Origin of the sequence: Lederbergia graminis (assembly GCF_042655485.1) — a bacterium.
Classification (GTDB): domain Bacteria; phylum Bacillota; class Bacilli; order Bacillales; family Bacillaceae_C; genus Lederbergia; species Lederbergia graminis.
The window spans coordinates 485,957-510,841 of record NZ_JBHSMC010000001.1; the positions used below are offsets into that span (position 1 = coordinate 485,957).

Annotated in this window: 27 protein-coding genes; 6 read left to right on the plus strand and 21 right to left on the minus strand. The window is 35.8% G+C overall.

The window, feature by feature from the left end:
* Positions 1-78: 78 nt before the first annotated feature.
* The 3 genes from ACFPM4_RS02560 (at position 79) to ACFPM4_RS02570 (ending at position 2,455) form a co-directional block, all read left to right on the plus strand.
* Positions 79-1,770 carry a hypothetical protein gene (locus ACFPM4_RS02560; RefSeq protein ID WP_382347387.1) on the plus strand — a complete coding sequence of 564 codons (1,692 nt, stop codon included), beginning with the start codon at positions 79-81 and terminating at the stop codon, positions 1,768-1,770.
* Between the two features lie 119 nt (positions 1,771-1,889).
* Positions 1,890-2,210: a YbjQ family protein gene (locus ACFPM4_RS02565; protein WP_144921038.1), complete on the plus strand. Its 321-nt coding sequence runs from the start codon at positions 1,890-1,892 to the stop codon at positions 2,208-2,210.
* 5 nt (positions 2,211-2,215) lie between these two features.
* Complete coding sequence (locus ACFPM4_RS02570) at positions 2,216-2,455, plus strand: hypothetical protein (protein WP_382347391.1); 240 nt, start codon at positions 2,216-2,218, stop codon at positions 2,453-2,455.
* A 65-nt stretch (positions 2,456-2,520) separates the two neighbouring features.
* Here ACFPM4_RS02570 and ACFPM4_RS02575 read toward each other — a convergent pair whose 3' ends face one another.
* The 9 genes from ACFPM4_RS02575 to ACFPM4_RS02615 all read right to left on the minus strand — a co-directional run bounded on the left by ACFPM4_RS02575 (position 2,521) and on the right by ACFPM4_RS02615 (position 13,592).
* Complete coding sequence (locus ACFPM4_RS02575) at positions 2,521-2,973, minus strand: staygreen family protein (protein WP_382347394.1); 453 nt, start codon at positions 2,971-2,973, stop codon at positions 2,521-2,523.
* 123 nt (positions 2,974-3,096) lie between these two features.
* The gene (gene argF / locus ACFPM4_RS02580; RefSeq protein WP_382347397.1) at positions 3,097-4,041 is read right to left on the minus strand and encodes an ornithine carbamoyltransferase; all 945 of its coding nucleotides are present in this window, start codon (positions 4,039-4,041) and stop codon (positions 3,097-3,099) included.
* A gap of 49 nt (positions 4,042-4,090) precedes the next feature.
* Entirely contained in the window at positions 4,091-5,257 is a 1,167-nt protein-coding gene (locus ACFPM4_RS02585) for an acetylornithine transaminase (RefSeq protein WP_382347400.1), read from the minus strand.
* A gap of 1 nt (position 5,258) precedes the next feature.
* Positions 5,259-6,038, minus strand: coding sequence for an acetylglutamate kinase (gene argB / locus ACFPM4_RS02590; RefSeq protein ID WP_186324647.1), 780 nt, complete (start codon positions 6,036-6,038; stop codon positions 5,259-5,261).
* 25 nt (positions 6,039-6,063) lie between these two features.
* On the minus strand, positions 6,064-7,293 hold the full coding sequence (gene argJ / locus ACFPM4_RS02595) for a bifunctional glutamate N-acetyltransferase/amino-acid acetyltransferase ArgJ (RefSeq protein WP_144920905.1): 1,230 nt from the start codon (positions 7,291-7,293) through the stop codon (positions 6,064-6,066).
* A gap of 23 nt (positions 7,294-7,316) precedes the next feature.
* Positions 7,317-8,354, minus strand: a complete 1,038-nt coding sequence (gene argC, locus ACFPM4_RS02600; RefSeq protein ID WP_382347404.1) for an N-acetyl-gamma-glutamyl-phosphate reductase — start codon at positions 8,352-8,354, stop codon at positions 7,317-7,319.
* A 218-nt stretch (positions 8,355-8,572) separates the two neighbouring features.
* Positions 8,573-11,017: a DNA topoisomerase IV subunit A gene (parC, locus tag ACFPM4_RS02605; protein WP_382347407.1), complete on the minus strand. Its 2,445-nt coding sequence runs from the start codon at positions 11,015-11,017 to the stop codon at positions 8,573-8,575.
* Positions 11,014-12,993, minus strand: a complete 1,980-nt coding sequence (parE, locus tag ACFPM4_RS02610; protein WP_144920911.1) for a DNA topoisomerase IV subunit B — start codon at positions 12,991-12,993, stop codon at positions 11,014-11,016. Before parE ends, parC begins: the two co-directional genes overlap by 4 nt.
* A gap of 185 nt (positions 12,994-13,178) precedes the next feature.
* Entirely contained in the window at positions 13,179-13,592 is a 414-nt protein-coding gene (locus tag ACFPM4_RS02615) for a CoA-binding protein (RefSeq protein ID WP_144920913.1), read from the minus strand.
* 161 nt (positions 13,593-13,753) lie between these two features.
* On the opposite strand from ACFPM4_RS02615, the gene plsY reads away from it, so the two are divergent.
* Both plsY and ACFPM4_RS02625 read left to right on the plus strand, forming a co-directional pair.
* On the plus strand, positions 13,754-14,344 hold the full coding sequence (gene plsY / locus ACFPM4_RS02620; RefSeq protein WP_144920915.1) for a glycerol-3-phosphate 1-O-acyltransferase PlsY: 591 nt from the start codon (positions 13,754-13,756) through the stop codon (positions 14,342-14,344).
* Positions 14,345-14,420: 76 nt separating this feature from the next.
* On the plus strand, positions 14,421-15,566 hold the full coding sequence (locus ACFPM4_RS02625; protein ID WP_382347412.1) for a CapA family protein: 1,146 nt from the start codon (positions 14,421-14,423) through the stop codon (positions 15,564-15,566).
* A 32-nt stretch (positions 15,567-15,598) separates the two neighbouring features.
* Here the strand turns inward: ACFPM4_RS02625 and ACFPM4_RS02630 are convergent, their stop codons facing one another.
* The 6 genes from ACFPM4_RS02630 to acnA all read right to left on the minus strand — a co-directional run bounded on the left by ACFPM4_RS02630 (position 15,599) and on the right by acnA (position 20,043).
* On the minus strand, positions 15,599-15,931 hold the full coding sequence (locus ACFPM4_RS02630; RefSeq protein ID WP_382347415.1) for a hypothetical protein: 333 nt from the start codon (positions 15,929-15,931) through the stop codon (positions 15,599-15,601).
* Positions 15,932-15,935: 4 nt separating this feature from the next.
* A complete protein-coding gene (locus tag ACFPM4_RS02635) occupies positions 15,936-16,370 on the minus strand; it encodes an acyl-CoA thioesterase (protein ID WP_382347418.1) in 435 nt (144 codons plus the stop codon).
* Between the two features lie 112 nt (positions 16,371-16,482).
* Positions 16,483-16,716, minus strand: a complete 234-nt coding sequence (gene tlp / locus ACFPM4_RS02640) for a small acid-soluble spore protein Tlp (protein WP_144920924.1) — start codon at positions 16,714-16,716, stop codon at positions 16,483-16,485.
* 43 nt (positions 16,717-16,759) lie between these two features.
* The gene (gene sspN / locus ACFPM4_RS02645; protein WP_144920926.1) at positions 16,760-16,906 is read right to left on the minus strand and encodes a small acid-soluble spore protein N; all 147 of its coding nucleotides are present in this window, start codon (positions 16,904-16,906) and stop codon (positions 16,760-16,762) included.
* A gap of 60 nt (positions 16,907-16,966) precedes the next feature.
* Positions 16,967-17,095 carry an FbpB family small basic protein gene (locus ACFPM4_RS02650; protein WP_144920928.1) on the minus strand — a complete coding sequence of 43 codons (129 nt, stop codon included), beginning with the start codon at positions 17,093-17,095 and terminating at the stop codon, positions 16,967-16,969.
* Between the two features lie 233 nt (positions 17,096-17,328).
* A complete protein-coding gene (acnA, locus tag ACFPM4_RS02655; protein WP_382347421.1) occupies positions 17,329-20,043 on the minus strand; it encodes an aconitate hydratase AcnA in 2,715 nt (904 codons plus the stop codon).
* A 304-nt stretch (positions 20,044-20,347) separates the two neighbouring features.
* On the opposite strand from acnA, the gene ACFPM4_RS02660 reads away from it, so the two are divergent.
* Positions 20,348-20,611 (plus strand): GlsB/YeaQ/YmgE family stress response membrane protein, encoded by a 264-nt coding sequence (locus ACFPM4_RS02660; RefSeq protein ID WP_144920932.1) that lies wholly within the window; start codon positions 20,348-20,350, stop codon positions 20,609-20,611.
* A 24-nt stretch (positions 20,612-20,635) separates the two neighbouring features.
* On the opposite strand, the gene ACFPM4_RS02665 is transcribed toward ACFPM4_RS02660, so the two are convergent.
* From ACFPM4_RS02665 to thiW, 6 genes are all read right to left on the minus strand, one after another.
* Positions 20,636-21,262 (minus strand): lytic transglycosylase domain-containing protein, encoded by a 627-nt coding sequence (locus ACFPM4_RS02665; RefSeq protein ID WP_382347423.1) that lies wholly within the window; start codon positions 21,260-21,262, stop codon positions 20,636-20,638.
* 226 nt (positions 21,263-21,488) lie between these two features.
* Positions 21,489-22,034 (minus strand): 3D domain-containing protein, encoded by a 546-nt coding sequence (locus ACFPM4_RS02670; RefSeq protein WP_382347425.1) that lies wholly within the window; start codon positions 22,032-22,034, stop codon positions 21,489-21,491.
* 93 nt (positions 22,035-22,127) lie between these two features.
* A complete protein-coding gene (thiE, locus tag ACFPM4_RS02675) occupies positions 22,128-22,748 on the minus strand; it encodes a thiamine phosphate synthase (protein WP_382347428.1) in 621 nt (206 codons plus the stop codon).
* Positions 22,735-23,544, minus strand: a complete 810-nt coding sequence (gene thiM / locus ACFPM4_RS02680; protein WP_382347431.1) for a hydroxyethylthiazole kinase — start codon at positions 23,542-23,544, stop codon at positions 22,735-22,737. Before thiM ends, thiE begins: the two co-directional genes overlap by 14 nt.
* Entirely contained in the window at positions 23,544-24,353 is an 810-nt protein-coding gene (gene thiD, locus ACFPM4_RS02685) for a bifunctional hydroxymethylpyrimidine kinase/phosphomethylpyrimidine kinase (RefSeq protein WP_382347434.1), read from the minus strand. Before thiD ends, thiM begins: the two co-directional genes overlap by 1 nt.
* Positions 24,322-24,843 (minus strand): energy coupling factor transporter S component ThiW, encoded by a 522-nt coding sequence (gene thiW, locus ACFPM4_RS02690; protein WP_144920940.1) that lies wholly within the window; start codon positions 24,841-24,843, stop codon positions 24,322-24,324. The genes thiD and thiW overlap by 32 nt, the downstream gene beginning before the upstream one ends.
* Between the last annotated feature and the right edge of the window lie 42 nt (positions 24,844-24,885).

A 24,885-nucleotide genomic window follows, 5' to 3' on the forward strand; every position in this document is an offset into this window, starting at 1 on the left:
TCATAATGGCAGTGAATCTTTTTCCTATACTTAATCGTACAAAATAGAGAAGTATAGAATGAGTAAGGAGTTGTTGTAATGGGAAGTATTTTTCTATTTACATTAATTGTTTCCATCGTCTTTTCCATCATTATTCTTCCGTTTTACTCCAATCAATCGGAAAAGAAAGCAACTAGGAAACCTAAAAAAAGGAATATTATTTTAGAGGCAGCTTCTGTGTTTCTCGTAACATGGATCATTATCTTCCTCTTTTATTATCTTTCCAATATAGACAGAACAATCAGTTCATTATGGCTATTATTAGTTATCGTCACCCTATTAGGAACTATAATAGCTCAAGGACGAGAACGGATTGTTAAAGGTTGTCTATTTTTAGCAAGTTTAATTTTTATGATTTATTTACTTATCGCACCTTTCTTCAATGCAAATCAAAAATACGAGACATCTAAAATGGATGAGCAAATTGAAATAACTGCATTTGACGAAACGAAAACACCAGCAAGTGTTCCTCCCCAATTTGCCAGAAATAAAATGAAAAAGGCTTTTGGGCAAGTTCCAAATACTAGTTATTACGAACTTGGTGAATTACAAATTCAAAAGGTAAACGGTGAATTTGTATATATCGCCCCCGTTGAATTTTCAGGACTATTCAAATGGAACAATGGGAAAACAACTCCTGGATATTTCCAGATGAGTGCAACAGATGCTGCAAATAATCCAAAGTTTGTAAAAGCTGAAATGAGCTATACACCTTCAGCATACTTCCATAAGAATTTAGAACGTTATATACGTAATCAATATCCTGAATTCATATTCTATGGTGACCCACAATTAGAAGTAGATGATGACGGTACACCTTATTATATTCGAACGTATGGAGACTTTATTTCTGCACGTAATGGCTTTGATATGAAAGGGATTGTTATGGTGAATCCTAAAAATGGTGAAACAGCTGTTTATTCCTTAGACGAAGTCCCTGAATTTATAGATGGTGCAGTTTCACCAGAAGCAGTAAGCTTACAAAATAGTTATTTTGGAAAATACATTCACGGATTTTGGAACAGTGTATTTGGAAAAAGAGATGTAAAACTTCCTTCTGATGAAGGTACTGAAGCGAATGTTAGTCCTATCTTTAATGAAGAAGGAAAGATGTATTACTTTACAGACTTCACTAGTCCAAAAGAAGGTGTTGATTCAATGTTAGGATATTCCTTAACGGATGCACGCACTGGTGAAGCAACATATTATACAGGAAATTTAGAAGAATCTTATATGGACTCACAAGGAGCACTTGAGATCATTGAAAAGAAATTTATCGAAAAGAAATGGTCTGGAGAAATGCCTGTACTATACAATTTTTATGGTGAAGCTAGTTGGTTAACACCTGTTCTCGATTCCAATGGATTCTTACAAAATTATTTCATTGTTTCAGCTGCTAACCCAGAAATTTCCGTTTTTGCGTCGACACCAAATGAAGCTTTAAAATTGTATAAAACCGCCCTACAACGTGGTGGTAGTACAGTGGACGGTTCTTCGAATGCAGAAGAAAAGCAGTTAAGCGGTACTGTGCTAAGAGTATATAAAGAAAAATCAGGAGACATAACAATCACGTCATTCTACTTAAATAATGACCAAAACTTTATCGTATCATCGGAAAATTCACCTCTTTCGATATACCTCGAATCAGGTGATAATGTGACTATCACATATCTAGATACAGGAGATATTTTCCTCCCTGTTAAAGATCTCACGATAGAAGGACTAAAGTAGAACAATTAATCACCAACCATCATGAATCAAATAAATATTTATGATAGTTGGTGATATTTTTTATTACCAAGCTTAAAATATGAAAACAGATTTAATAAAAGAAAGGGGTTTGGTGTGTGATGATAATTGTTACAACTGAAAATGTAGCAAACCATAAAGTGAAGGAAGTGTTAGGACCAGTCTTCGGCCTAACAGTAAGGGCTAGAGGTATAGGTAAAGATATAGTTGCATCACTGAAAGGTCTAGTAGGTGGTGAAATAAATCAATACACCGAGATGTTAGAAGATGCTAGGAAACAAGCGATGGATCGTATGGTGGAGAGTGCACGAGCAATGGGAGCAAATGCCATTATCATGATGCGATTTGATTCAGGAGAGATTGGACAAAATATGAGTGAGATTGTTGCTTACGGTACTGCTGTAATTATTGAAAAGGAATAACATTAATGGATTGGATAATAGGGTTTTATGGAATTCAAATCATAATTTTAATTGTTTTAATTATAGGGTCCTGGTTCGTTTGGGATCGTAGATTTAAAATAAAACATGGTAAACAAGTACCAGAAGGATTTATACGCACGAAAGAAGTATCGATCGATCCAACAACGAAAAAGAAATTAATTGTATACTATAATCCTGATACTGGAGAACGTTTTTATAAGGAAGATACCTCAAATAATAAATAGTGTATGAAAGAAAATATGCCAGGCTAGTTTGTTTTGATAGTCTGGCATCACATTATGTTATCGTATTAGAAATAATTCCTAGGCGTACCCATTTGCTTTAATGTACACAAGTACGGTATATGGGAATCACATTGTACGAAAATAGGGGCGTCCATGAGCCAAGGAGCATACTTAAATATAGAATGGTCTGCTTGAAAAATTGTAGCAAGCATATTTGGAAGTTCCGATAACATACGCTCATATCTATTACGAGCATCTGCCTCGCTCATCCCTTCTCTAGTGATGAGCAATTCACCGGAAAGAACATACTCACCCAATTTTGGTAGCCATTCAGCGATGAAAACATCCTCTCGATTATTTGGATATTTATTTAAGTTATACTTACTTCCAATTGATAAGACTTTCGATATTTCCGAATCTATTCCAGATAAGGTATACTTCCTTCCATCCACAGGTCCATAGGAGGTTGCGGGTGGAATAATCATGACAGTAAATTGATCAGACCGTAACTTTTCCATCATGCTGCTCCCCTTTTTATTTCATTCAAATCCCACTTAATAAAGGATAAAAAAACCAAAAAAGCACTTGTCAATAGGATTACTCCATTATATGACAAGTGCCTATTAGTGGTTACATACGGTTTAGCCCATTAAGGCGACCATCAATGCTTTTTGAGCATGAAGACGATTTTCTGCTTCCTCAAACACGAGTGATTGTGGTCCATCAATTACTTCTGCTGATACCTCTTGTCCACGTTTAGCTGGCAAGCAGTGCAAAAATATCGCATCCTCTTTTGCATAAGACATTAATTCTTTATTGACCTGATAACCTTGAAATGCTTGCAATCTAACTTCTTGCTCGTCTTCCCAGCCCATACTTGCCCAAACATCTGTATAGACTGCGTCAGCATTTGCTACTGCTTCCTCAGGTTGATTTGTTACAACAATCTTTGCGCCTGTTTCTTGAGCAATTTCTAGAGCTAATTCGACGATACTAGGATTTGGTTCATATCCCTTAGGAGAAGCAATAGAACAATGTACTCCAGTTTTTGCACAGCCGATCATTAAAGAATGAGCCATATTATTTCCGTCACCGACATAAGCTAATTTGTTCCCTTTTAATTCTCCCTTTACCTCATAAAGTGTTAAAAGGTCAGCTAATACTTGGCATGGATGAAAGTCATCCGTAAGAGCATTAATCACTGGTACGGTTGAATTTGCTGCTAATTCTTCTACACCACTATGTTCGTGGGCTCGAATCATAATACCATCTACATAACGAGATAGAACCTTTGCAGTATCAGAAACTGTTTCTCCTCTGCCTAATTGAATATCGGTGCGACTCAAAAATAACGCATGTCCGCCGAGTTGATTCATCCCTACTTCAAACGATACACGCGTTCTTGTAGAAGATTTTTCAAAAATCATCGCTAATGTCTTACCGCTTAAATACGAATGAGGTTTTCCTTCTTTTTGCATTTTCTTTAGTTGGACTGCATCTTCGATTAACTGAAGTATTTCATCAGAATTCAAATCCGCCAATGTTAATAAATGCTTTCCCTTTAAATTACTTTTTATATATTCCACGTAATCACCCTTTACAAAAACATCCTAGTTGTTTATTCAATAATAATCGTCACTTTTGGGAACTAGACGCTGTACTATTTGTAATGACTGTCTTAGCAATTATTTCAATTGCACTATCTAACTCTTCGATTGACACTGTTAAAGGTGGAAGAAGTCTCAGTACATTTGGACCTGCAGACAAAGCAAGAATTCCCTGTTCACGTAAAATCGGGAGTAACGGAGCAATCTCCTCTGTAAATTCCAGACCAAACATTAACCCTTTATAACGAATTGCTACTAAATCTGATACATCCTTTAATTCATCAAGTAATCTTTTATACAAGTAATTACCTTTTGCTTCGACTTCCTTTAAAAATTCGTTATCAAAGGCAATCTCTAATGTTGCATTAGCTGCTGTCATTGCCAATGGATTTCCACCAAAAGTAGAGCCGTGACTTCCTGGACCAAAAACTTCGTATAATTCTTTTTTGGCGATCATTGCTCCTGTTGGAAATCCATTTCCTAAGCCTTTAGCAGAAGTTATTATATCTGGGGAGATGTGATAGTGTTGATAAGCAAACGGAGCTCCAGTTCGACCAATTCCTGTTTGTACCTCATCCACGATTAACAATACATTATGTTGGCGACATAAATTTTCGACAACTACTAGGAATGCTGGATCGGCAATATTGACTCCACCTTCACCCTGAATTACTTCCAACATGACAGCTGCTGTATTTTCATCAATTTCCTTCTCTAAAGCATCAATATCATTGTATGGCAAATGCACAAATGTCTCTAACATTTTACCAAAACCAACTTTCACCTTATCTTGCCCCGTAGCAGCCATCGTTCCAAATGTGCGACCATGGAAAGACTTCATAAAAGTGATAACTTTCGATTTGCCTGTATGTTTACGAGCTAATTTTATTGCTGCTTCATTTGCTTCTGCACCGCTATTACAGAAAAACACAGCTCCACCATTTGAATATTTCGTTAATTTTTCTGCTACTTTTTCTTGTAATGAACTTTCAAATAAATTGGATGTATGCCAGATTTTATTAAACTGTGTTGTCGTTGCCTCCACTACATGAGGATGACAATGGCCAAGATTACATACTCCAATTCCAGATGTGAAGTCTATAAATTCTTTTCCTTTTGAATCTATTACTTTCGTACCTTTACCTTCGACAAGTTCAATATCCCAGCGCCCATAATTATTAAATAAATATGTCATATTAATTCACAATCTCCAATTCTTTGCGGATTGTCGTTCCTACGATTTTTTTGCCATCTAATAGGTAAGACTGCCCACTAACAATCATCGCTTCGGTCATACCACCTTCAAGACTGTGTAATGCAGCTTTGACCTTTGGTATCATACCACCAGAAATTGTCCCGTCATCAATCAATGACAGCATTTCTTTTGATGTGGCAGTTTCAACAATTTCGTTATTTTTTAAAACTCCTGGAACATCTGTTACGAATAATATTTTACTAGCTTTAACAGCAACTGCTATTGCTGCAGCTGCTGTGTCTGCATTAATATTTAATAGTTCGTCTCCATTATTATTAATGGCAATTGGCGAAATTACTGGAACTAAACCAATCGATGTTAAATTATACAAAATGGTTTCATTCACTGCTGTTATATCACCAACAAAACCTAACTTTTCTTTATCAATTGCTTTAGCTTTTAGTAATCCTCCATCAGACCCAGTAATACCAATCGCATTAATTCCATTTGCTTGTAAACCACGAACTAATTGATTAGTGATAGATCCGGATAGTACCATTTCAACTACGTTCATTACTTCATCAGTCGTTTTTCGTAATCCATTTACAAATTCAGATTCTATTTGCAAGCTCTCGAGCATCTTGTTAATGGCAGGTCCGCCACCATGAACGATGATGGGTTTCAAGCCGTTGCTTTGCAATTTTTTTATACTATCAAAAAATTCAGTTGACAGCGTGTCAATCATGCTGCCACCACATTTAATTACAATCATTCCATCCATGATTAAGCTCCTCCCTCTTCAAGTATTATGTTCGATAACTTGCATTAATCCGTACATAATCGTACGTTAAATCACAACCCCAAGCTTTCCCAATACCTGTTCCAATATTCAAGTTAATATGAATGTCCACCTCTGAATGAGTCAAATAATTACTTAGTACAGCTTCTTCATAATTTACTGGCTCACTATTCATTAGCAATTGATGTGGACCTATTTTTATGTCAATGGTCAACGGGTTAATCGTCATCCCGCTTCTTCCTACTGCCATCATTAATCGACCCCAGTTAGGATCTGCACCATATATCATTGTTTTCACTAAATCAGAGCCTACAACTGTCTTTGCAATTTTCCCAGCCTCGTCATCGTTTAACGCTCCTACAACATTTACTTCTATTAATTTAGTTGCTCCCTCACCATCACGAGCTATCATGATTGCTAAGTCTTGGCAAACTTGATTTAGTATGTGTAAAAACTTATCCCATTCTGGATGTTCTGGTGTGAGTGACGAATTGTTTGCTAATCCACTCGCCATTACAATAACCATATCATTTGTAGAAGTGTCGCCATCCACAGTGATGCGGTTAAATGTTTTGTTCGTAACTTCTTTTAAAGCTGCTTGTAAGTGAACATGTGGAATATTTGCATCGGTAGTTATAAAACCAAGCATTGTTGCCATATTCGGAGCAATCATACCAGATCCCTTCGCAGATCCACCCATCGTTATTTTTACTCCATCAATAACAGTTTCATAACATGTTGTTTTACTACATGTATCTGTTGTTAATATTGCTTCATTAAAATTCTCAGCACCCTGAATTGTTTTTTGCGGATCCAAATTATCAATTCCTGGGATTATCTTCTCCATTGGCATTTTCTCTCCAATAACACCAGTAGAAGCAACTGCCACATAATGATTGTTAATAGAAAATATATTAGCAACAGCATCTCTCATCGCCATCGCATCAAGAAATCCTTGCTTACCTGTACATGCATTAGCATTTCCACTATTAATTACTACCGCTTGTAATTTACCTTCATATCCAATGCTTTCCTTTGTAACAGTTAGAGGAGCAGCAATAATTTGGTTCAATGTATAGACGGCTGCAGCTTCCGCTGGAACATCGCAATATATTAAACCTAGATCATTGCGTTTCCGCTTTACCTTCGTATGAAGGCCAGTTGCAGAAAAGCCTAGCGGTGAAACAATGCTTCCTTCTTCTACTTTGATTAATTGCTGATTACTTGTTGTTTGCATAATTTTACACTCCTCTAATGGTGTTATGGAAAAACTGGGCTGAACTTCAATCCAGCAGTTTCCTCAAAACCGAACATAATATTTGCATTTTGTACTGCTTGACTTGCAGCACCTTTCATTAAGTTATCGATAACAGAGACGATGGTAACTCTCCCTGTACGTTCATCAAATGATATTCCAATATCACAGTAATTGGAAGCTGTTACTTCTTTTGTTGCTGGGAATATTCCCATTTCTCTTACTCTTACAAATGGTTCATTTCTATAAAACTCTGAAAATAGATTCCACACATCATCTTCCGTTACATCCGTATTTACATTTCCATAAATAGTTGCCATAATACCTCGAGTCATCGGGTTCAAATGGGTTTGGAATGTGATTGGTGAAGAATATCCAAACTTCTTCAACATTTGCTCAATTTCTGGTATATGTTGATGTTTATTCACCTTATAAATCTTTAAATTCTCGTTTAATTCACTGTATATGGTTGCTAAGCTTGGTGACTGTCCAGCTCCTGATACTCCTGATTTAGCATCTATAATGACGGATCCTTCTACAAGCCATCCTGACTGTGCTAAAGGTGCTAATCCTAGTAATGTTGCTGTTGGATAGCATCCAGGATTGGATATGAATTGTGTTCCAGTTTGAACATCCTTTCGATTTAGCTCCGGAAGACAATATACAGCTTTTTCAATCCATTCAGTTGGAGCAGCCTCTTTTTGATACCAATGCTCATAATCTTCTGTGTTTTTTAATCGAAAATCACCTGATACATCTATTACTTTGCACCCAGCTTCTAATAACGAAGGTGCGAGCTTTGTAGCGACTCCAGATGGTGCTGCTAAAAATACAAGATCTGTATCTTTCGCTATTTTATTCGGATCAATTTCCTCTAATGTATTTGGTACAATACCTGTTAAATGTGGGTAATGTTCCTGGATCATTTTACCTTGTTGTGATGAGGAATAAATTGCTGAGATTGTAAATTCTGGATGTGAATTTAATATACGAAGTAACTCAGCCCCTCCATATCCTGTTGCTCCAATAATTCCAACTTTCATTTTTTATTCACTCCTATATATGAGTAGCGCATATGTATAATTTCAGTATGATATGTTTCAAACACATTGTTTGTAAAACAATGGTTATCAATAGATACATAAAAAATAATGATGATGTTTATTATTATACTGTGAATAAAAATAAATACAATAGTATATTTATAAATTTTTATAAAAAAATAAAGCCTTTTTAAAAAAGACTTTATTTTTTTATTTTGTTAAGTTTGTGTTGACGGTACAATCTCCCTCAATAGGAATAGTGATTTTCCATTTTGAGATTCATCAACTAAGAATGAGCCATTAGAATAGCGATCATGGTATTTTAATGTCGTGCTGTCAATGACCTCTTCTGTTCCATTTTCAGTTATCAATATAAACCGTTCTTGGTTATTTGTAATCTTCATACCGACAATGCGGTGTGGATTTGTTTTTAATTCGCGTAAAATAATAACTCCACGCTTGGCTCTAGTTGCTTTCTCAAACTCAGAAAGTTTCATTTTCTTAATGGCTCCACGCTGGGTTGCAATAAGAACCCCAATATCTTCAAGCTGATAATTTGTAGGTAAAACTTCCCCACTAACTACATAATCATTCTCTTTTAAGTTGATTGCTTTTACACCTGCTGCTCTAGCACCGACTTGATTTACTTCCTCTTCCGAATACCATAATGCATAGCCGCCTTCTGTTACGATAAATACATCCTGTGAACCATCTGTAACATGGACGCTAACTACTTCATCATCAGCTTTTAGGTTAATCGCTACAAGTGGGCGGGAATAACGTTGAGCCTTGTATAATAATAGAGATGATTTCTTAACCATACCATTTTTTGTAAAGAACATGATGAATTTATTTTCATCAAAATCCTTTACAGGGATTACTTCGATAATTTCCTCATCACGTGCTATTGGGATAATGGAAGCAACATGCTGACCAAGGTCCTTCCATCTAATATCAGGAATTTCGTGGACTGGGAAGTATAAATAATTACCCTTATTAGTAAATAACAATAATGTATCTGTCGTATTTAGCTCGTGTAAGGCGATCAAACGATCGGTTTCTTTCATGGCTAAATCCTGACCGTTAGATGCGGTGTAAGAACGGAGACTCGTCCGTTTAATATAACCTTCTTTTGTGACAGAAACCATTACATCTTCATTAGGAATTAGTACTTCCAGATTAATTTTTATTTCAGATATTTCATCTTCAATGACAGTTAAACGCTCATCATTATATGTCTTTTTAATTAACCTTAATTCTTTCTTAATCACATTTAGAAGCTTGCTTTCACTTTCTAAGATTTCTTTCAAATAAGCTATCGTATTCATTAACTCTTTTGCTTCTGTTTCCAGTGCAGTTATATCTGTATTTGTTAGTCGATACAATTGAAGTGAAACGATTGCTTCTGCTTGTTTTTCTGTAAAACTAAATTTTTCAATGAGGTTATCCTTCGCATCTCGCTTATCCTTTGAAGCACGAATGGTTGCGATAACTTCATCAAGGATAGATAAAGCCTTCATCAATCCTTCAACGATATGGTGTCTTTCCTTTGCTTTTTCAAGTTCATACGTAGACCTGTTTTTAATTACTTCTTTTTGGTGGCCAATATATGCATCTAAAAGTCCTAGCAACCCCATAAGCTTTGGTCGTTTTTCATCAATAGCAACCATATTAAAGTTATATGTTACTTGAAGATCACTATTTTTAAATAAGTAATTTAAAACACCTTCTGCATTAGCATCTTTCTTCAATTCAACTACAATACGTAGACCTGTTCTATCGGTTTCGTCCCGAACTTCAGAAATTCCTTCTACTTTACGATCTAATCGAAACTCATCCATTTTCTTAACGAGATTTGCTTTATTTACTTCATAAGGAATCTCTGTTATGACGATTTGTTCACGTCCACCTCGAACAGTTTCAATCGCAGTTTTCGCCCGGATAACCATTTTTCCTCTACCAGTTTTGTACGCCTTTTTAATACCATCAATACCTTGAATTATTCCACCTGTTGGAAAATCAGGTCCTTTTAATACTGTCATTAAATCTTCAACTGTACATGAAGGCTTATCCATTCTCATAATGACAGCATCTATCACTTCTCCTAAATGATGAGGGGGGATATCCGTAGCATAACCTGCGGAAATTCCAGTGGAGCCATTTACTAAGAGGTTTGGAAAGCGAGCTGGTAGAACAGTCGGTTCTGAAGATGTATCATCAAAGTTAGGTACAAAATCAACTGTTCGTTTATCAATATCTCTTAATAACTCGGATGCTACTTTCGAAAGCCTTGCCTCTGTATATCTCATTGCGGCAGGAGGGTCACCGTCTACACTACCATTGTTCCCATGCATTTCTATTAAGCTTTGACGTACCTTCCATGGCTGGCTCATACGTACCATGGCATCATATACGGAAGTATCTCCATGTGGATGGTAGTTACCAATAACATTACCAACAGTCTTTGCAGATTTTCTAAAACCTTTTTCAGCTGTGTTTCCTTCCATATGCATCGCAAAAAGTATACGACGTTGCACTGGTTTTAACCCATCACGAGCATCAGGTAAAGCACGTTCTTGAATAATATACTTACTATAGCGCCCAAAACGGTCACCAATTACATCTTCTAATGGTAGATTTTGAAACTTTTCCATTAAACTCATAATGCTGGTTGCCCTCCTTCCTCATGAAGATGTTCATTATTTAAAATGCTACTATCTTCTTCCATACCAAACTGTACGTTATTTTCAATCCATCTTCTACGAGGTTCTACTTTATCACCCATTAATGTTGTCACTCTTCTCTCTGCACTTGCAACATCATCTATTAAGACTCTAATAAGAGTTCTAGTTTCTGGGTTCATCGTTGTTTCCCATAGCTGATCAGCGTTCATTTCTCCAAGACCTTTATAGCGCTGAAGCATGTAGCCTTTTCCTACTTTTTTAATAACGGAATCTAGTTCTTCATCCGTCCACGCATACTCGATTATTTCCTTTTTACCTGTTCCCCTACTTACTTTATATAATGGTGGTAAGGCAATATATACTTTACCCGCTTCAATAAGTGGTCTCATATAACGGTAGAAAAATGTTAGTAATAAAACTTGAATATGTGCTCCGTCTGTGTCAGCGTCGGTCATAATAACAATTTTGTCATAGTTGACATCATTTATGTCAAAATCTGGTCCTACGCCAGCACCAATCGTATGAATGATAGTATTAATTTCTTCATTTTTGAAAATATCTTGTAACTTCGCCTTTTCGGTATTAATCACTTTTCCACGAAGTGGTAATACTGCCTGGAATTTTCTATCTCTTCCTTGTTTCGCTGAACCACCAGCAGAATCCCCTTCCACAAGATATAGTTCATTTTTTTCGGGATTACGAGATTGAGCAGGTGTTAATTTTCCAGATAAAAGTGTATCCGTCTTCCGCCTCTTCTTCCCGCTCCTAGCTTCTTCTCTTGCTTTTCTAGCAGCTTCACGAGCTTGGGCCGCCTTTACAGCTTTCTTTGCTAGAAGAGTACTAACATCATGATTTTCTGCTAAGAAATAAGTTAAGTGCTCCGTAATGACGGTATCAACTGCAGATCTTGCCTCTGAAGTACCGAGTTTCCCTTTTGTTTGCCCTTCAAATTGAAGCATTGTTTCTGGAATTCGCACAGAAACAATCGCAGAAAGACCCTCTCTAATATCAGAACCTTCTAGATTTTTATCTTTTTCTTTTAGTAACCCTGTTTTCCGTGCATACTCGTTAAAGATTCTTGTCATCGCTGACCTTGCCCCGACTTCATGTGTACCTCCATCTTTTGTTCGTACATTATTTACGAACGAAAGCATATTCTCCGTGAAGCCATCATTAAATTGAAAGGCAAATTCAACTTCGATATCGTTAGCAGTTCCTTCAATCGAAGCGACAGGATGTAATACATCCTTTTCTCCATTTAAATATTCAACAAACGCTTCTATCCCGTTATCATAATGGAACACGTCATGTTGATCATGTCTAAGGTCTATCACTTCTATTTTTAGACCTTTTAATAAGAATGCAGACTCGCGAAGTCTTTCTGTTAACGTATCATAATTAAACACGGTCGTACTAAATATTTTTGAATCAGGTTTAAAGTGTATGGTTGTACCTGTTTTCCTAGTTGTTCCTATCTTTTCTAAAGTTGTTATAGGCTTTCCACCATCACGGAACTTTTGTTCGTACTTATTCCCATCTCTATGTATCGTAACAGTAAGCCATTCAGAGAGTGCATTTACAACTGAGGCACCAACACCATGTAGCCCACCACTTGTCTTATATCCACCCTGACCGAATTTCCCACCTGCATGTAATACCGTTAAAATAACCTCAGTAGTCGGTTTTCCGGTTTGATGCATACCAGTAGGCATACCACGTCCATCATCTTCAACACTTATACTGTTATCTTTATGAATTATCACTTTAATTTGTTTACCGAATCCAGCCAATGCTTCATCAACTGAGTTATCTACAATTTCATATACAAGATGATGTAATCCTCTAGAATCAGTCGATCCAATATACATACCTGGCCTTTTTCTAACAGCTTCAAGTCCTTCCAAAACTTGAATGGATTCATCATTGTATTCAAAATTATTTTGTCTATTTGTCACTCATATACCCCTTTCCAAAAACAACACAAACAACCGTTCGTACACTTTACTATATCAGAAAAAGCTACTTATGTCTTATTTTATATCTGTGACCTCGTTTTTGGCAAATATGCTTCAAACAAAGTTTTACCATACATTAACTAAATCAATAAAAAGAGCGCAACTAGATGCGCTCTTTATTTCTATTATTTTGTTAAAGCATGCTCAACTTTAATGCATCTATCCATAATCACAGTATACCCTTTTTCTTTTAAGAATGTATATGCCTCTTCATTCTCAATACCAAGTTGGGCCCAAAAAACATCTGCATCAATTTCTGCAAATTCTTTTGCGATCTCAGGTAAAAATTCAGCTCTTCTAAATACATTTACAATATCAATATGACCGTCAATTTCTTTTAATGAAGAAACAGCCTTTACTCCTAATACTTCATCTACTTGAGGATTAACTGGTATAATCTCATAACCGGCAGACTGCATTGCTTCTGCAATCATATAGGATGTGCGTTCTGGGTTATCACTTAATCCTACTACCGCAATTCTCTTAGCCTTCTTTAATATTTCACCGATCTCTTCTCGACTAGGATACTCCATTGCCATTTTAACTCCTCCTTATTAGGATTATATTAAACCTATCGTAATCCATTGCTTGACCTAGCGCAACTTATGATAGTAAAAATATAAATAGTTTTTTCATTTCCAGTTTCTACATGGTACAATGTTCATGTCGAATAAAAGGAATACATAAAGGAGAAATGTGTATGGAATATGCACTTATTGCAATTGTTCTTATTTTAGCTTATATATTAGGGTCTATTCCGTCAGGGTTAATAGTGGGAAAAGTTTTTTATGGCAAAGATATTCGCCAGTTTGGTAGCGGTAATCTTGGAGCTACCAATACATTCCGTACACTTGGAAAAAGAGCAGGGATTGTTGTTACATTAGTGGATATATTAAAAGGAACGTTAGCGGTATTATTACCTGTTATTTTCGATTTAGAAATCCACAGTTTAATAGCAGGAGTTATTGCAGTTATTGGTCATATGTTTCCTCTGTTTGCAGGGTTTCGAGGGGGAAAAGCAGTTGCGACATCTGGAGGTGTACTACTCGGATATGATCCAATACTATTTATATTGCTAGTGGTAGTATTTTTAGTGAGTCTCAAAATATCGAAATATGTATCATTGTCCAGTATTATAGCAGGTATATTTGCTGTAATATATACCTTATTTAGAGGCGACATACCACTCATCATCGTAGTAGTAGCTCTAGCTTCTTTTGTAATCATCCGGCATAAAGAAAACTTAAAAAGAATTCGGGATAAAACAGAACCAAAAGTAAAATGGATTTAGGAAAAGATTAAATCAATTACATTTCAAATAGTGGAAACAATTTTTGAATAATATAAGCAGAAAGATGGATTGTTACATGAAAAAAGTGAGTGTTATATCAATTATTGGTGTTCTAGTAATCGGCATTATCTCTGTCCTGGTATATCAAGGATTACAAGACAATTCAAGCGAGAATTCAGAAGCACTTACAGCAACTTTACTCGAACAAAAAGAAGCAAATACGGAACCAAAACCATTTAAAACCAAAGCTGTAATAGGTGGCATTGGGGATATATTACTTCATGATACAGTTTATAATGATGCACTAACAGAAAATGGTTATGATTTTAATCCAATGTTTAAACCTGTTCATTCAATCTTACAAAAGCCAGACTTTTTAATTGCTAACCAAGAATCAACTCCGGGTGGTCCGGAGTTTGGAATCTCAAGTTATCCTACGTTTAACAGCCCATTTGAAATAGTGGATGCACTAATGGAAGCTGGCGTTGATATGGTTACGACTGCAAATAATCACTCTATTGATCGCAGAACCCCTTCATTGGCTTTATTAAGTGCGATTGAATACTACGAGAAGGTCGGTCTTCCATACACAGGTACATTTAAAAGCGAAGAAGACCGAAACACAATCCGCGTAATGAATGTCAATGGAATAAAGATTGCAGTTCTTTCTTACACATATGGGCTCAATGGAATACCAATTCCAGAAGGAAAAGATTATGTCGTTAATCTTCTAGATAGAGAGTTAATTTTATCAGATATCGAGAAAGCGAAACCTATATCAGATGTTGTTCTACTAGCATTACATTGGGGAAATGAATACCAACGGCAACCGAATCAAGAACAACGACAATTAGCAGATGAATTTATAAAAGCTGGCGCGGATATTATTTTTGGTCACCATCCACATGTTTTGCAACCGATGCAGTGGATTGAAAGAGAAGATGGTAGTAAAGGACTTGTCATTTATTCTTTAGGGAATTTCCTTTCAGGACAAATTTGGGATTATAAAGATATTGGCGGGATGATTGAAGTAACATTAACAAAAGAAATACGAAATAACGAAACAACAATATCAATAGAAGACCCGATACTCCACCCTACTTTTTCAAGTAGTATTCAATTTGCCAATTATCGAGTCTACCCGCTCGATGAAGCTGTAGAAAAAGGATTTACTAGTTTAAGTAGTGCTGAAATTAGAGAATTTTTTAAAGAAGTTAAATAACATCTTCTAGCAAAACAGCTACAAACGATTCATCATCGTTTTGTAGCTGTTTTAAAATAATATGGAGTTTTGAAGGATTCCAATTGGCTTAATAAACCTTCTTTTGTAAGAATTTCTACTTGTTTCTCCCCTAACAGATCAAAATGGGAATAGCCATCCTTCCTATGATGAATCCATTCACCTTTTAGACCATATCCCTTTCCCCAATCAGCAAGGCGAAGTAAATCATTGCAGCCCACCTTTGTAACTGTATTTATTCCAGGAAAACGATCATCTAGCCAGTAATGGGTGATAAAGGCTATTTCCCCATCATCTATTAATTTCTTCCATTTCTTCAGTTCACTTTTAGAAATACCAAACGCCATCTATCTATTTCCCTTCTAACGTTGGTTTTTTTGCGGACTCATATGCTTGATGCCAATCCGGATATAATTTACGTAAAGATACTGGTTTAAAATTTTCACTTTTCACACAAACGTGTTTAGTAGAACCTGTTACAGCTAGTTCTCCATTTTCTTTTCGTATTTCATATCCATAAGTAGTTCTTAGACCGTTATAATCATCAATCCAAGTTTTGACGATTGCTTTTTCACCATATCTCAATGGGTGGTGGTATGTAACTTGTACATCAATAACAGGCGCTAATATTCCATCCTTTTCTAATTGAGTATATTTAAAGCCTAGATCCTCAATAAGCTTTGTACGGCCAATTTCCATCCATACTAAGTAATTTGCATGGTATACAATTCCCATTTGATCTGTTTCTGCATATCTTACATCTATATTTGCTTCTGATATTAACATCAATACTTCCCCTTGCTACAATTTATATGTTAAGTTTATCACTTTCTATTATGATTGAGAAAGAAAATGACTTTGTAACTTAACATAAAAAACCGGCATTTGCCGGTTAAACTTACTGATAATCATTTCCTTGTGAAGCTGCTTCATCTTTAATTTCTTCACGCATACCTTCAATGCTTTCTCTACGTCTTTCATTTTTAGCTGCTATATTAGCGCTATCTTTACTATTAGATAGCTCCATTGTTGCTTCTGCTTCTTCCATATTCTCAATCGTGTTATGGATGGCCTGTTGCAATTTTTCTACATTATCACTTCGATCATCTGGATTTGGTCTATTGTTAGGCATTTATAACATTCCTTTCTAAGTTGAATAGAATCATGTTGTTTTATTATTCACCTTTTGTTTGAATAACGTCCGGCTGCTGACCAGTCTTATCTGCCATTTTTCTGCCTTTATTAGATTCAGAAGGTCCGTTTTTTTCTCCTAAATGATCAGGCGTATAATTTTGTTGACTATGTTTCTTTTGATTACTCATCCATCCGCCTCCTTTCACACGTATATCATTACCTGAATGAAAGGAATTATGTCGATGATTTTATGCTTTTCTTAATTGTTTTTCTTCTAACTTTTCTTCAATTCTTTCTAGTGCTTCACTATCCCTTAATAGCTCTTGTTTATTTTCTTGCACTAATTCGGAGAAACTTTTCTTTATCGGTCTTCTCACTTTTTTCACTCCTTTTTTGTCATACCATTAGTATTATCTTTTTAATGACTTACTAAACCAAATTTTCTAATTTTTTTATCAAAAATCATCTACTTCTAAAATGAACTTATGTCTTCGCAAATAATTGCACTATTTATAATGGCTAAAATCAATGAAGCGCTAAAAAATGATACAAAAAAAGGGATCCAATAAGTCAATTATGATGACTTATTGGATAGCCCTTTCTGTTTCAATTATTCAGCTAATTTTCCGCGAAGTACCATTTGAAGAATACCACCATTGCGGTAATAATCAATTTCAACTTCAGAATCAAAGCGAACAAGTACTTCAAATTCTTTCTTACTACCATCTTCAGCAACAGCAGTAACTTTAACGATATCGCGTGGTTTAACATTTTCATCAATGTGGACATTGATTAGTTCTCTACCAGTTAAACCAAGGACTTCAGCATTTTCACCTTTCTTAAATTGCAATGGTAAAACTCCCATCATTGCAAGGTTAGAGCGGTGAATTCTTTCAAAGCTTTCTGCAATAACTGTTTTAATACCTAATAAATTCGTTCCTTTTGCTGCCCAGTCACGGGAAGATCCCATACCATAATCCTTACCAGCTAATACAACGAGACCAGTTCCATCTTCTTTATAACGCATGCAAGCATCATAAATTGATTGTACTTCTCCTGTTGGCCAGTAAGTTGTAAAGCCACCTTCTGTACCTGGAGCAATTTGGTTACGAATACGAATATTAGCGAATGTTCCACGCATCATAACTTCATGGTTACCACGTCTTGAACCATATGAGTTGAAATCACGAGGTTGAACACCATTTTCAAGCAAGTACTTACCTGCAGGTGTGTCTTTACCAATCGCACCTGCTGGAGAAATGTGGTCTGTTGTTACAGAATCACCAAACTTACCAACGACACGAAGACCTGTTAATGGTTTAACTTCATCTAACTCATTTGATAAGTTCTCAAAGAACGGTGGATTTTGAATATATGTGGAATTTTCATCCCACTTATACAATGGATCATTGCTTGTCTTAATTGCATTCCAACGCTCGTTATCATCAAATACACGCTCATATTCTTTACGGAATAGTTCAGGTGTAACTGTTTGTGTCACCGCTTCGACAATTTCTTCTCTAGAAGGCCAAATGTCCTTCATAAAGACATCGTTACCGTCTTTATCTTTTCCAAGTGGATCGTTATTTAGATCGATATCTACTGTTCCAGCTAATGCGTATGCAACAACTAGTGGAGGAGATGCTAAATAGTTCCCTCTAACTAATGGATGGATACGACCTTCAAAGTTACGGTTACCAGATAGCACGGAAGTAACAAGTAGATCATTTTCTTGTATTGCTTTTTCAATTTCTTCTTTAAGTGGTCCAGAGTTACCAATACATGTAGTACAACCATAACCAACTAAGTCGAAACCTAGTTTAGACATGTATGGCATTAAACCTGCATCACGTAAATACCCTGTTACAACTTTTGATCCTGGGGCCAAAGAAGTTTTTACATATTTCGGTACTTCTAATCCTTTTTCTACTGCTTTTTTTGCAAGTAATCCAGCACCAAGCATTACATATGGATTAGATGTATTTGTACAACTAGTGATTGCAGCAATTGCAATTGCACCTGTCTTCATTACTGCTGTATCACCATTATCAAACTTCACTTCAACTTCTTTTGTAATCTCTGAAGGTTCAATTCCAAATCCTTGGTTACCTACTGGAGATTGAAGTGCTTGTTTAAATTGTGATTGCATTTGAGATAAAGGAATCAAATCCTGTGGTCGTTTTGGACCTGATAGATTTGCTTCAATCTCAGAAAGATTAATTTCTACAATATCTTTATATACTGGATCTTCTTTATCAACTGTGAAGAACATATCATTTTCTTTTAAGTATTTTTCAACAAGAGCAATTTGTTCTTCAGGACGACCAGTTAATCGAAGGTAACTTAATGTCTCATCATCAACAGGGAAGAATCCGCAAGTTGCGCCATATTCTGGTGCCATATTTGCAATTGTTGCTCTATCTGCAAGTGGAAGAGTTGCTACACCAGAACCAAAGAATTCAACAAATTTACCTACAACACCATGTGAACGAAGCACTTGAGTAACTTTTAATGCTAGATCAGTTGCAGTTGCAGAATTCGGCATTTCTCCTGTTAATTTCACACCAACTACTTCTGGAATTGGGAAATAAGAAGGTTGTCCGAGCATTCCAGCTTCAGCTTCGATACCTCCAACACCCCAACCTAGAACACCAACACCGTTAATCATTGTTGTATGTGAATCAGTTCCAACTAATGTATCCGGATATGCTTCATATTCCCCATTCTCAGCTTCTACAGCATGGACAACATTTGCTAAATACTCTAGGTTAACTTGGTGAACAATACCTGTAGCAGGTGGCACAGCACGATAATTATCGAATGCTTTTTGTGCCCAACTTAAAAATTGATAACGCTCAGCATTTCTTTCAAATTCAAAATCCATATTTACTCTTAAAGCTTCAGGAGTACCATATGCATCAACTTGAACAGAGTGGTCAATAACTAAATCAACTGGAATTTCAGGATTGATTTTTTCAGCATCTCCACCAATATCTGCCATCGCTTTTCTTAAAGAAGCCAAATCGACAACAGCAGGTACACCAGTAAAGTCTTGAAGAATTACACGTGATGGTTTAAATGGAACTTCCCCATCATTTACTTCATTAGCCCATTTAGCTAAATCTTCTACATGTTCCTTTTTAATAACTTTTCCATCCATTTGTCTCAATACAGATTCTAATAATACTTTTATGGAATAAGGCAATCGAGAAACCTTTGCCACTCCAGCTTCTTCTAATGCTGCTAAACGGTAATAGTGGTAACGTTTTCCATTCACATCAAAAGAAGAACGAGCATTATACACATCTTTTTTGGATTGTGTCATAAAATAATCCCCCTTTGCTTGTTTTAGCTTAGTAATGAACAATCTCTCCCGGTTACTATCTTATGATAATTATAATGATAAGTAAATAATAGAGAATGTTACTTGCTTACATGTAAAGATACTATTTAATTAATAAATATCCTTTACATGAACCCCATGTTCTATCATACCAAAAAATAAGTTTAATGAAAAATAAAAAATTTCTAGTTTATTAATTAGACAAAAAAATGTTTAAACAAGTTTTTTTCGGAAATAATACTACCAAGCTGGACAATTATTCAAAATCCTAAAGGAGATGAATTGAATGGGCTTTTTATTATACCTAATTATGGGTGGCATCATCGGATGGCTTGCTGGTTTAATTTTAGGAAAAGACATCCCAGGCGGAGTAATTGGTAATATCATCGCTGGTATAATTGGGGCTTGGATTGGCGGTGCCCTACTAGGAGACTGGGGACCAGAAATTGCCGATATCGCAATTATCCCTGCATTGATCGGTTCACTAGCACTAGTATTTGTATTAAGTTTAATATTAGGATCAATGTCAAAAGGTCGTAGAAATTCTTAATAAATAATAGAGAAACGGGAGTATTTAGCTCCCGTTTTCATTTTTTTCATTGCTAAACTCTTCTTTATAAAGTTCAAAGTAATATAAAACATCTTCTACATATTTATCACTATGATTGTATGCATATATAGCTTTTTGAAGTTCTCCATTAGCAGCACCATGATCTGCTAAGTAATTCGCAGCACTAAAGATGGCGTCTTCAATGTCCCATGGATCTGCCTTACCATCCCCATTTGCATCAACACCATAACCGTTATATTTTTTTATCACTTCAGGATCGGTTTTTTCCTCTTCTGGTATCTCACCTTTTCCTAATCCACCGCATGTTGGATGTGACCAACCAACAAAGGAACAAGGCATAAATTGCATGTGCCCTTCCGCACCAACTGGAGAAACCATCGTTTCCATTGTCGAAAATATTGTTTCTATTCGATGATGAGCAGCTAATAAATACCAAGGAACACCATATTCAGCTTCTGCAGCTTTATATATAGGAATAAATTCCTCAGGTACTATTGGTTTTTTTGATTGTTGTATCTGGTAGCTTGTAATATATACAGCAATAAGGATAATTATTATTATCGGAAATAACATAACAAGCAACAACATTCTACTTCTTTTTGATTGTTTATTATTTGCTTTTTTGCCCACTCGTTTCTCACCTACTTAACCGCACTTACAACTAACTTTCAATTATACAAGCATTATTCAATTAATAAAAGTCATTTCATTGTAAGTTAGAAAATCGTCATTAATTCCTATATAAAAAAGCTGTGACGAGCGGTAGATATAGTAAAAAGCCAAACTATTGCTTGACTTATATCAAGATAGTTCGGCTTTCATATTATAAAGTCTCTTCTTTTTTCTTAGCTTCATGTTAATCGATAATTGTTATATTAATCTTTTTTCTTCCAAACTCAAGTGCATCTTCCCTTGAAGGGATAAAAACATCAATTCTATTTCCTTTAATTGCACCACCTGTATCTCCTGCAATAGCTGTCCCATAACCTTCTACATGAACCTTTGATCCAAGCGGAATAATTTTTGGGTCAACGGCAATTACTTTTTGGCTAGGATTTTCTCGGAGATTTTGTCCTGTAGCTGTTATTCCTGAACAACCTTTACAATATGCAGTATATGCAGTAGCTGTTACCGTCATCTCTTTCTCCGTTTGGTTATCTTTTTTCATTAAAGTTGCTGTATTTTTCTTATTATCATCTATCATTATTTTATCTTTCATTTCATAATCAGACATTTTTTCAGGATGAATAGCTATTTCCTTTTGCTTGTCTACTAGAGAGGATACAATGTTAGATGAGTCAGTTGTTATTTCATGATTAGTATCGCTTACAGGTGCTGTTCCTGTTACTTGTAAAGTAAGTACACTACATATTGCCGTTATCATCACTAGTACTTTCTTCATCTGCATCCTCCTTTTGTTATAGTTCGTTTTTACCAACAAACTCATCATAACAAAGGAATATGACAGACTTTTTTCATATACATGTTGTTTTTATTACAAGTTTATTTCACGAAGCAAATTTTTTGTAGCCTCTTTAGGATTGTCAGCTTGTATTATTGCGGATACGACAGCATATCCATTTGGCTGATATTTGATGAGTTCCGATATATTTTCTTTATTAATCCCACCAATGGCAACTATTGGAATGTGTACATTTTCTCTAATTTTTTGCAGCATTCCATCCGCTAGTAATTCCGCATCATCTTTTGTAGAAGTTGGGAAACAAGATCCTACCCCTAAATAATCAGCACCATTTTCTTCAGCTATTTTTGCTGCTTCTAAGGTTTTCACCGAAACACCCACTATCATAGTTGATGGAATGATACTTTTAACAACTTGAAGGGGTATATCCTCTTGGCCAATATGAACACCAGAAGCTCCAACAGCTAACGCAATATCCACTCGATCATTAATGATTAATGGAACAGAATAACGATCTAATAAAGCTTTTAATGCTAACGCCTTTTCGTAAAATTCGTTTCCCTTACTTTTTTTTTCGCGCAACTGCACAACTGTAACTCCACCAATCACAGCACTTTCTACAATTGAAAGTAATTCTGCATTTGGTTTTGTTTCATCCGTTACTAAATAAAGACTATAATCAATACTCTTCAAATATGTCCACTCCTCTTCGCCACATATTACCATCCATAAGCGTTATAACATCAAATAAATTGACTTTAAATGTACCTAACCCTTCTTTATCTGATAAACACTTTGCTGCTAGTTCACCAGCTATTCCCATGGTGGAAATCCCAGCAATAGATGCCTCCATTAAATTTTTAGTTACACTAGCAAAACTAGCGATAAGTGCTGTAGACATGCAACCTGTACCAGTTATTTTCGTTAAATATGGGTGGCCGTTTTTTATTATTACCGTTCTTTCCCCATTACTTACTACATCAACCTCTCCACTTACTATTGCAATACAACCAAACATATTAGCAACTTTATTTGCTATAGCTTCATGATCACGACCTGTATGTATTGCATCTACACCTTTACTAGTGCCTATACCACCAGCTAAACAATCTAACTCACTTTCATTGCCTCGAATAATATCAATTCTTATCGATTCTAATATCGATTTCACATATTTTTCACGAGAAGTGATTGCTCCTACACCAACTGGATCCAATATTATTGGTATTCCGAGTTCATTGGCAATCTTTCCTGCCTTTAACATAGATTGAAAGGTAACTTCACTAAAAGTGCCACAATTTAATACAAGTGCATGTGCGTGGGACACTACGTCCTCTACTTCTTCAGGACTATGTGCCATTACGGGTGATGCTCCGATTGCTAGTGTTACATTTGCACAATCATTAATTGTTACCATATTCGTTATTTGATGAATGAGCGGATTTTTGACTTTCACTAATTCAAATAGTTCAGAAATGGTTTGTAACATTATAAACTCCCTTTTGCATGTTCTGTAGATGTTAAATTGTAAAAATGATTTGCTGGTCCATGTCCATGACCAATATTCAGACTGAATTTTATTGCATTTGTAATGTATTCTTTCGCATTAGCTATTGCATCTATAACATTCTGCTCATTAGCTAAATTAGCTGCTATCGCAGAAGATAAGGTGCATCCAGTACCATGAACATTTTTTGTAGGTATTCTCTTACCCTTAAACCATGAAAAATCTTTCCCATCAAAATACAAATCATTAGCATCACCCTCTAAATGTCCGCCCTTTAAGAGAACAGAGGATGCTCCTTTGTTATGAATGATCTTACTCGCTTCATACATATCCTCTTCATTATGAATCTCCATGGAAGCAAGTACTTCCGCCTCTGGAATATTAGGTGTAATGATTGTTGCAAGAGGAATTAAATCAGAGATTAATTTTTGGACTGCATTTTCCTCTAATAAATGATGTCCACCTTTAGATATCATGACAGGATCAAGTACAATATGACTAGGTTGATATCTTTCTAGATTAAGAGCAACAGTTTCCACAATTTCCGGAGTTGAAAGCATGCCTATTTTCACTGCATGAACCTCAATATCTTCAAATACTGCCGCTATTTGATCACGGATGATGGTCAGGTCAATATTTTGAACTGAGCGAACCTCCACTGTATTCTGTGCAGTGATAGCTGTAATAACTGACATTCCAAATACATGGTGTGCCGAAAAAGTTTTTAAATCTGCCTGAATTCCAGCTCCTCCACCTGAATCAGATCCTGCGATTGTAAGTGCTGTTCTCATAAATAATTCCCCCTATTGATGAATTTTTCATAAGTACTTTTAATAACAAAAATCCTAAAATTGCTCCTGCACAAGAACTCACAAAGAAAGCGGGAATAAAACCAAATAATGCAGCTTCTTGGCCAAGGAATAAAGTTGCAATTGGATAACATGCCATTGCCCCTATAATCCCAGTACCTACAACTTCACCAACAAATGCCATTTCCATCTTTCTTGTTTTCATAAATAGCCATCCAGCTAAAAATGCCCCTATGATACTTCCTGGATATGCAAAAATAGATCCAGTACCAGAGATATTACGTATCGTAGAAACTATAATCGCTTGAGCAACAGCATAAGCTGGACCAAGCAAGACTGCCGTAATTACATTGGCAAAATGCTGCATTGGAAAGATACGCGTAAATCCTACTGGAATAAAAAATAAGTTGCTCGTAACTGTTGTTATAGCTGCAATCATGGCTGTTAATGCCATCTTTTTCATCTTTGACATTATTCATCCTCCTTTATATTTGTCTAGTAAACTCTAGGAAAA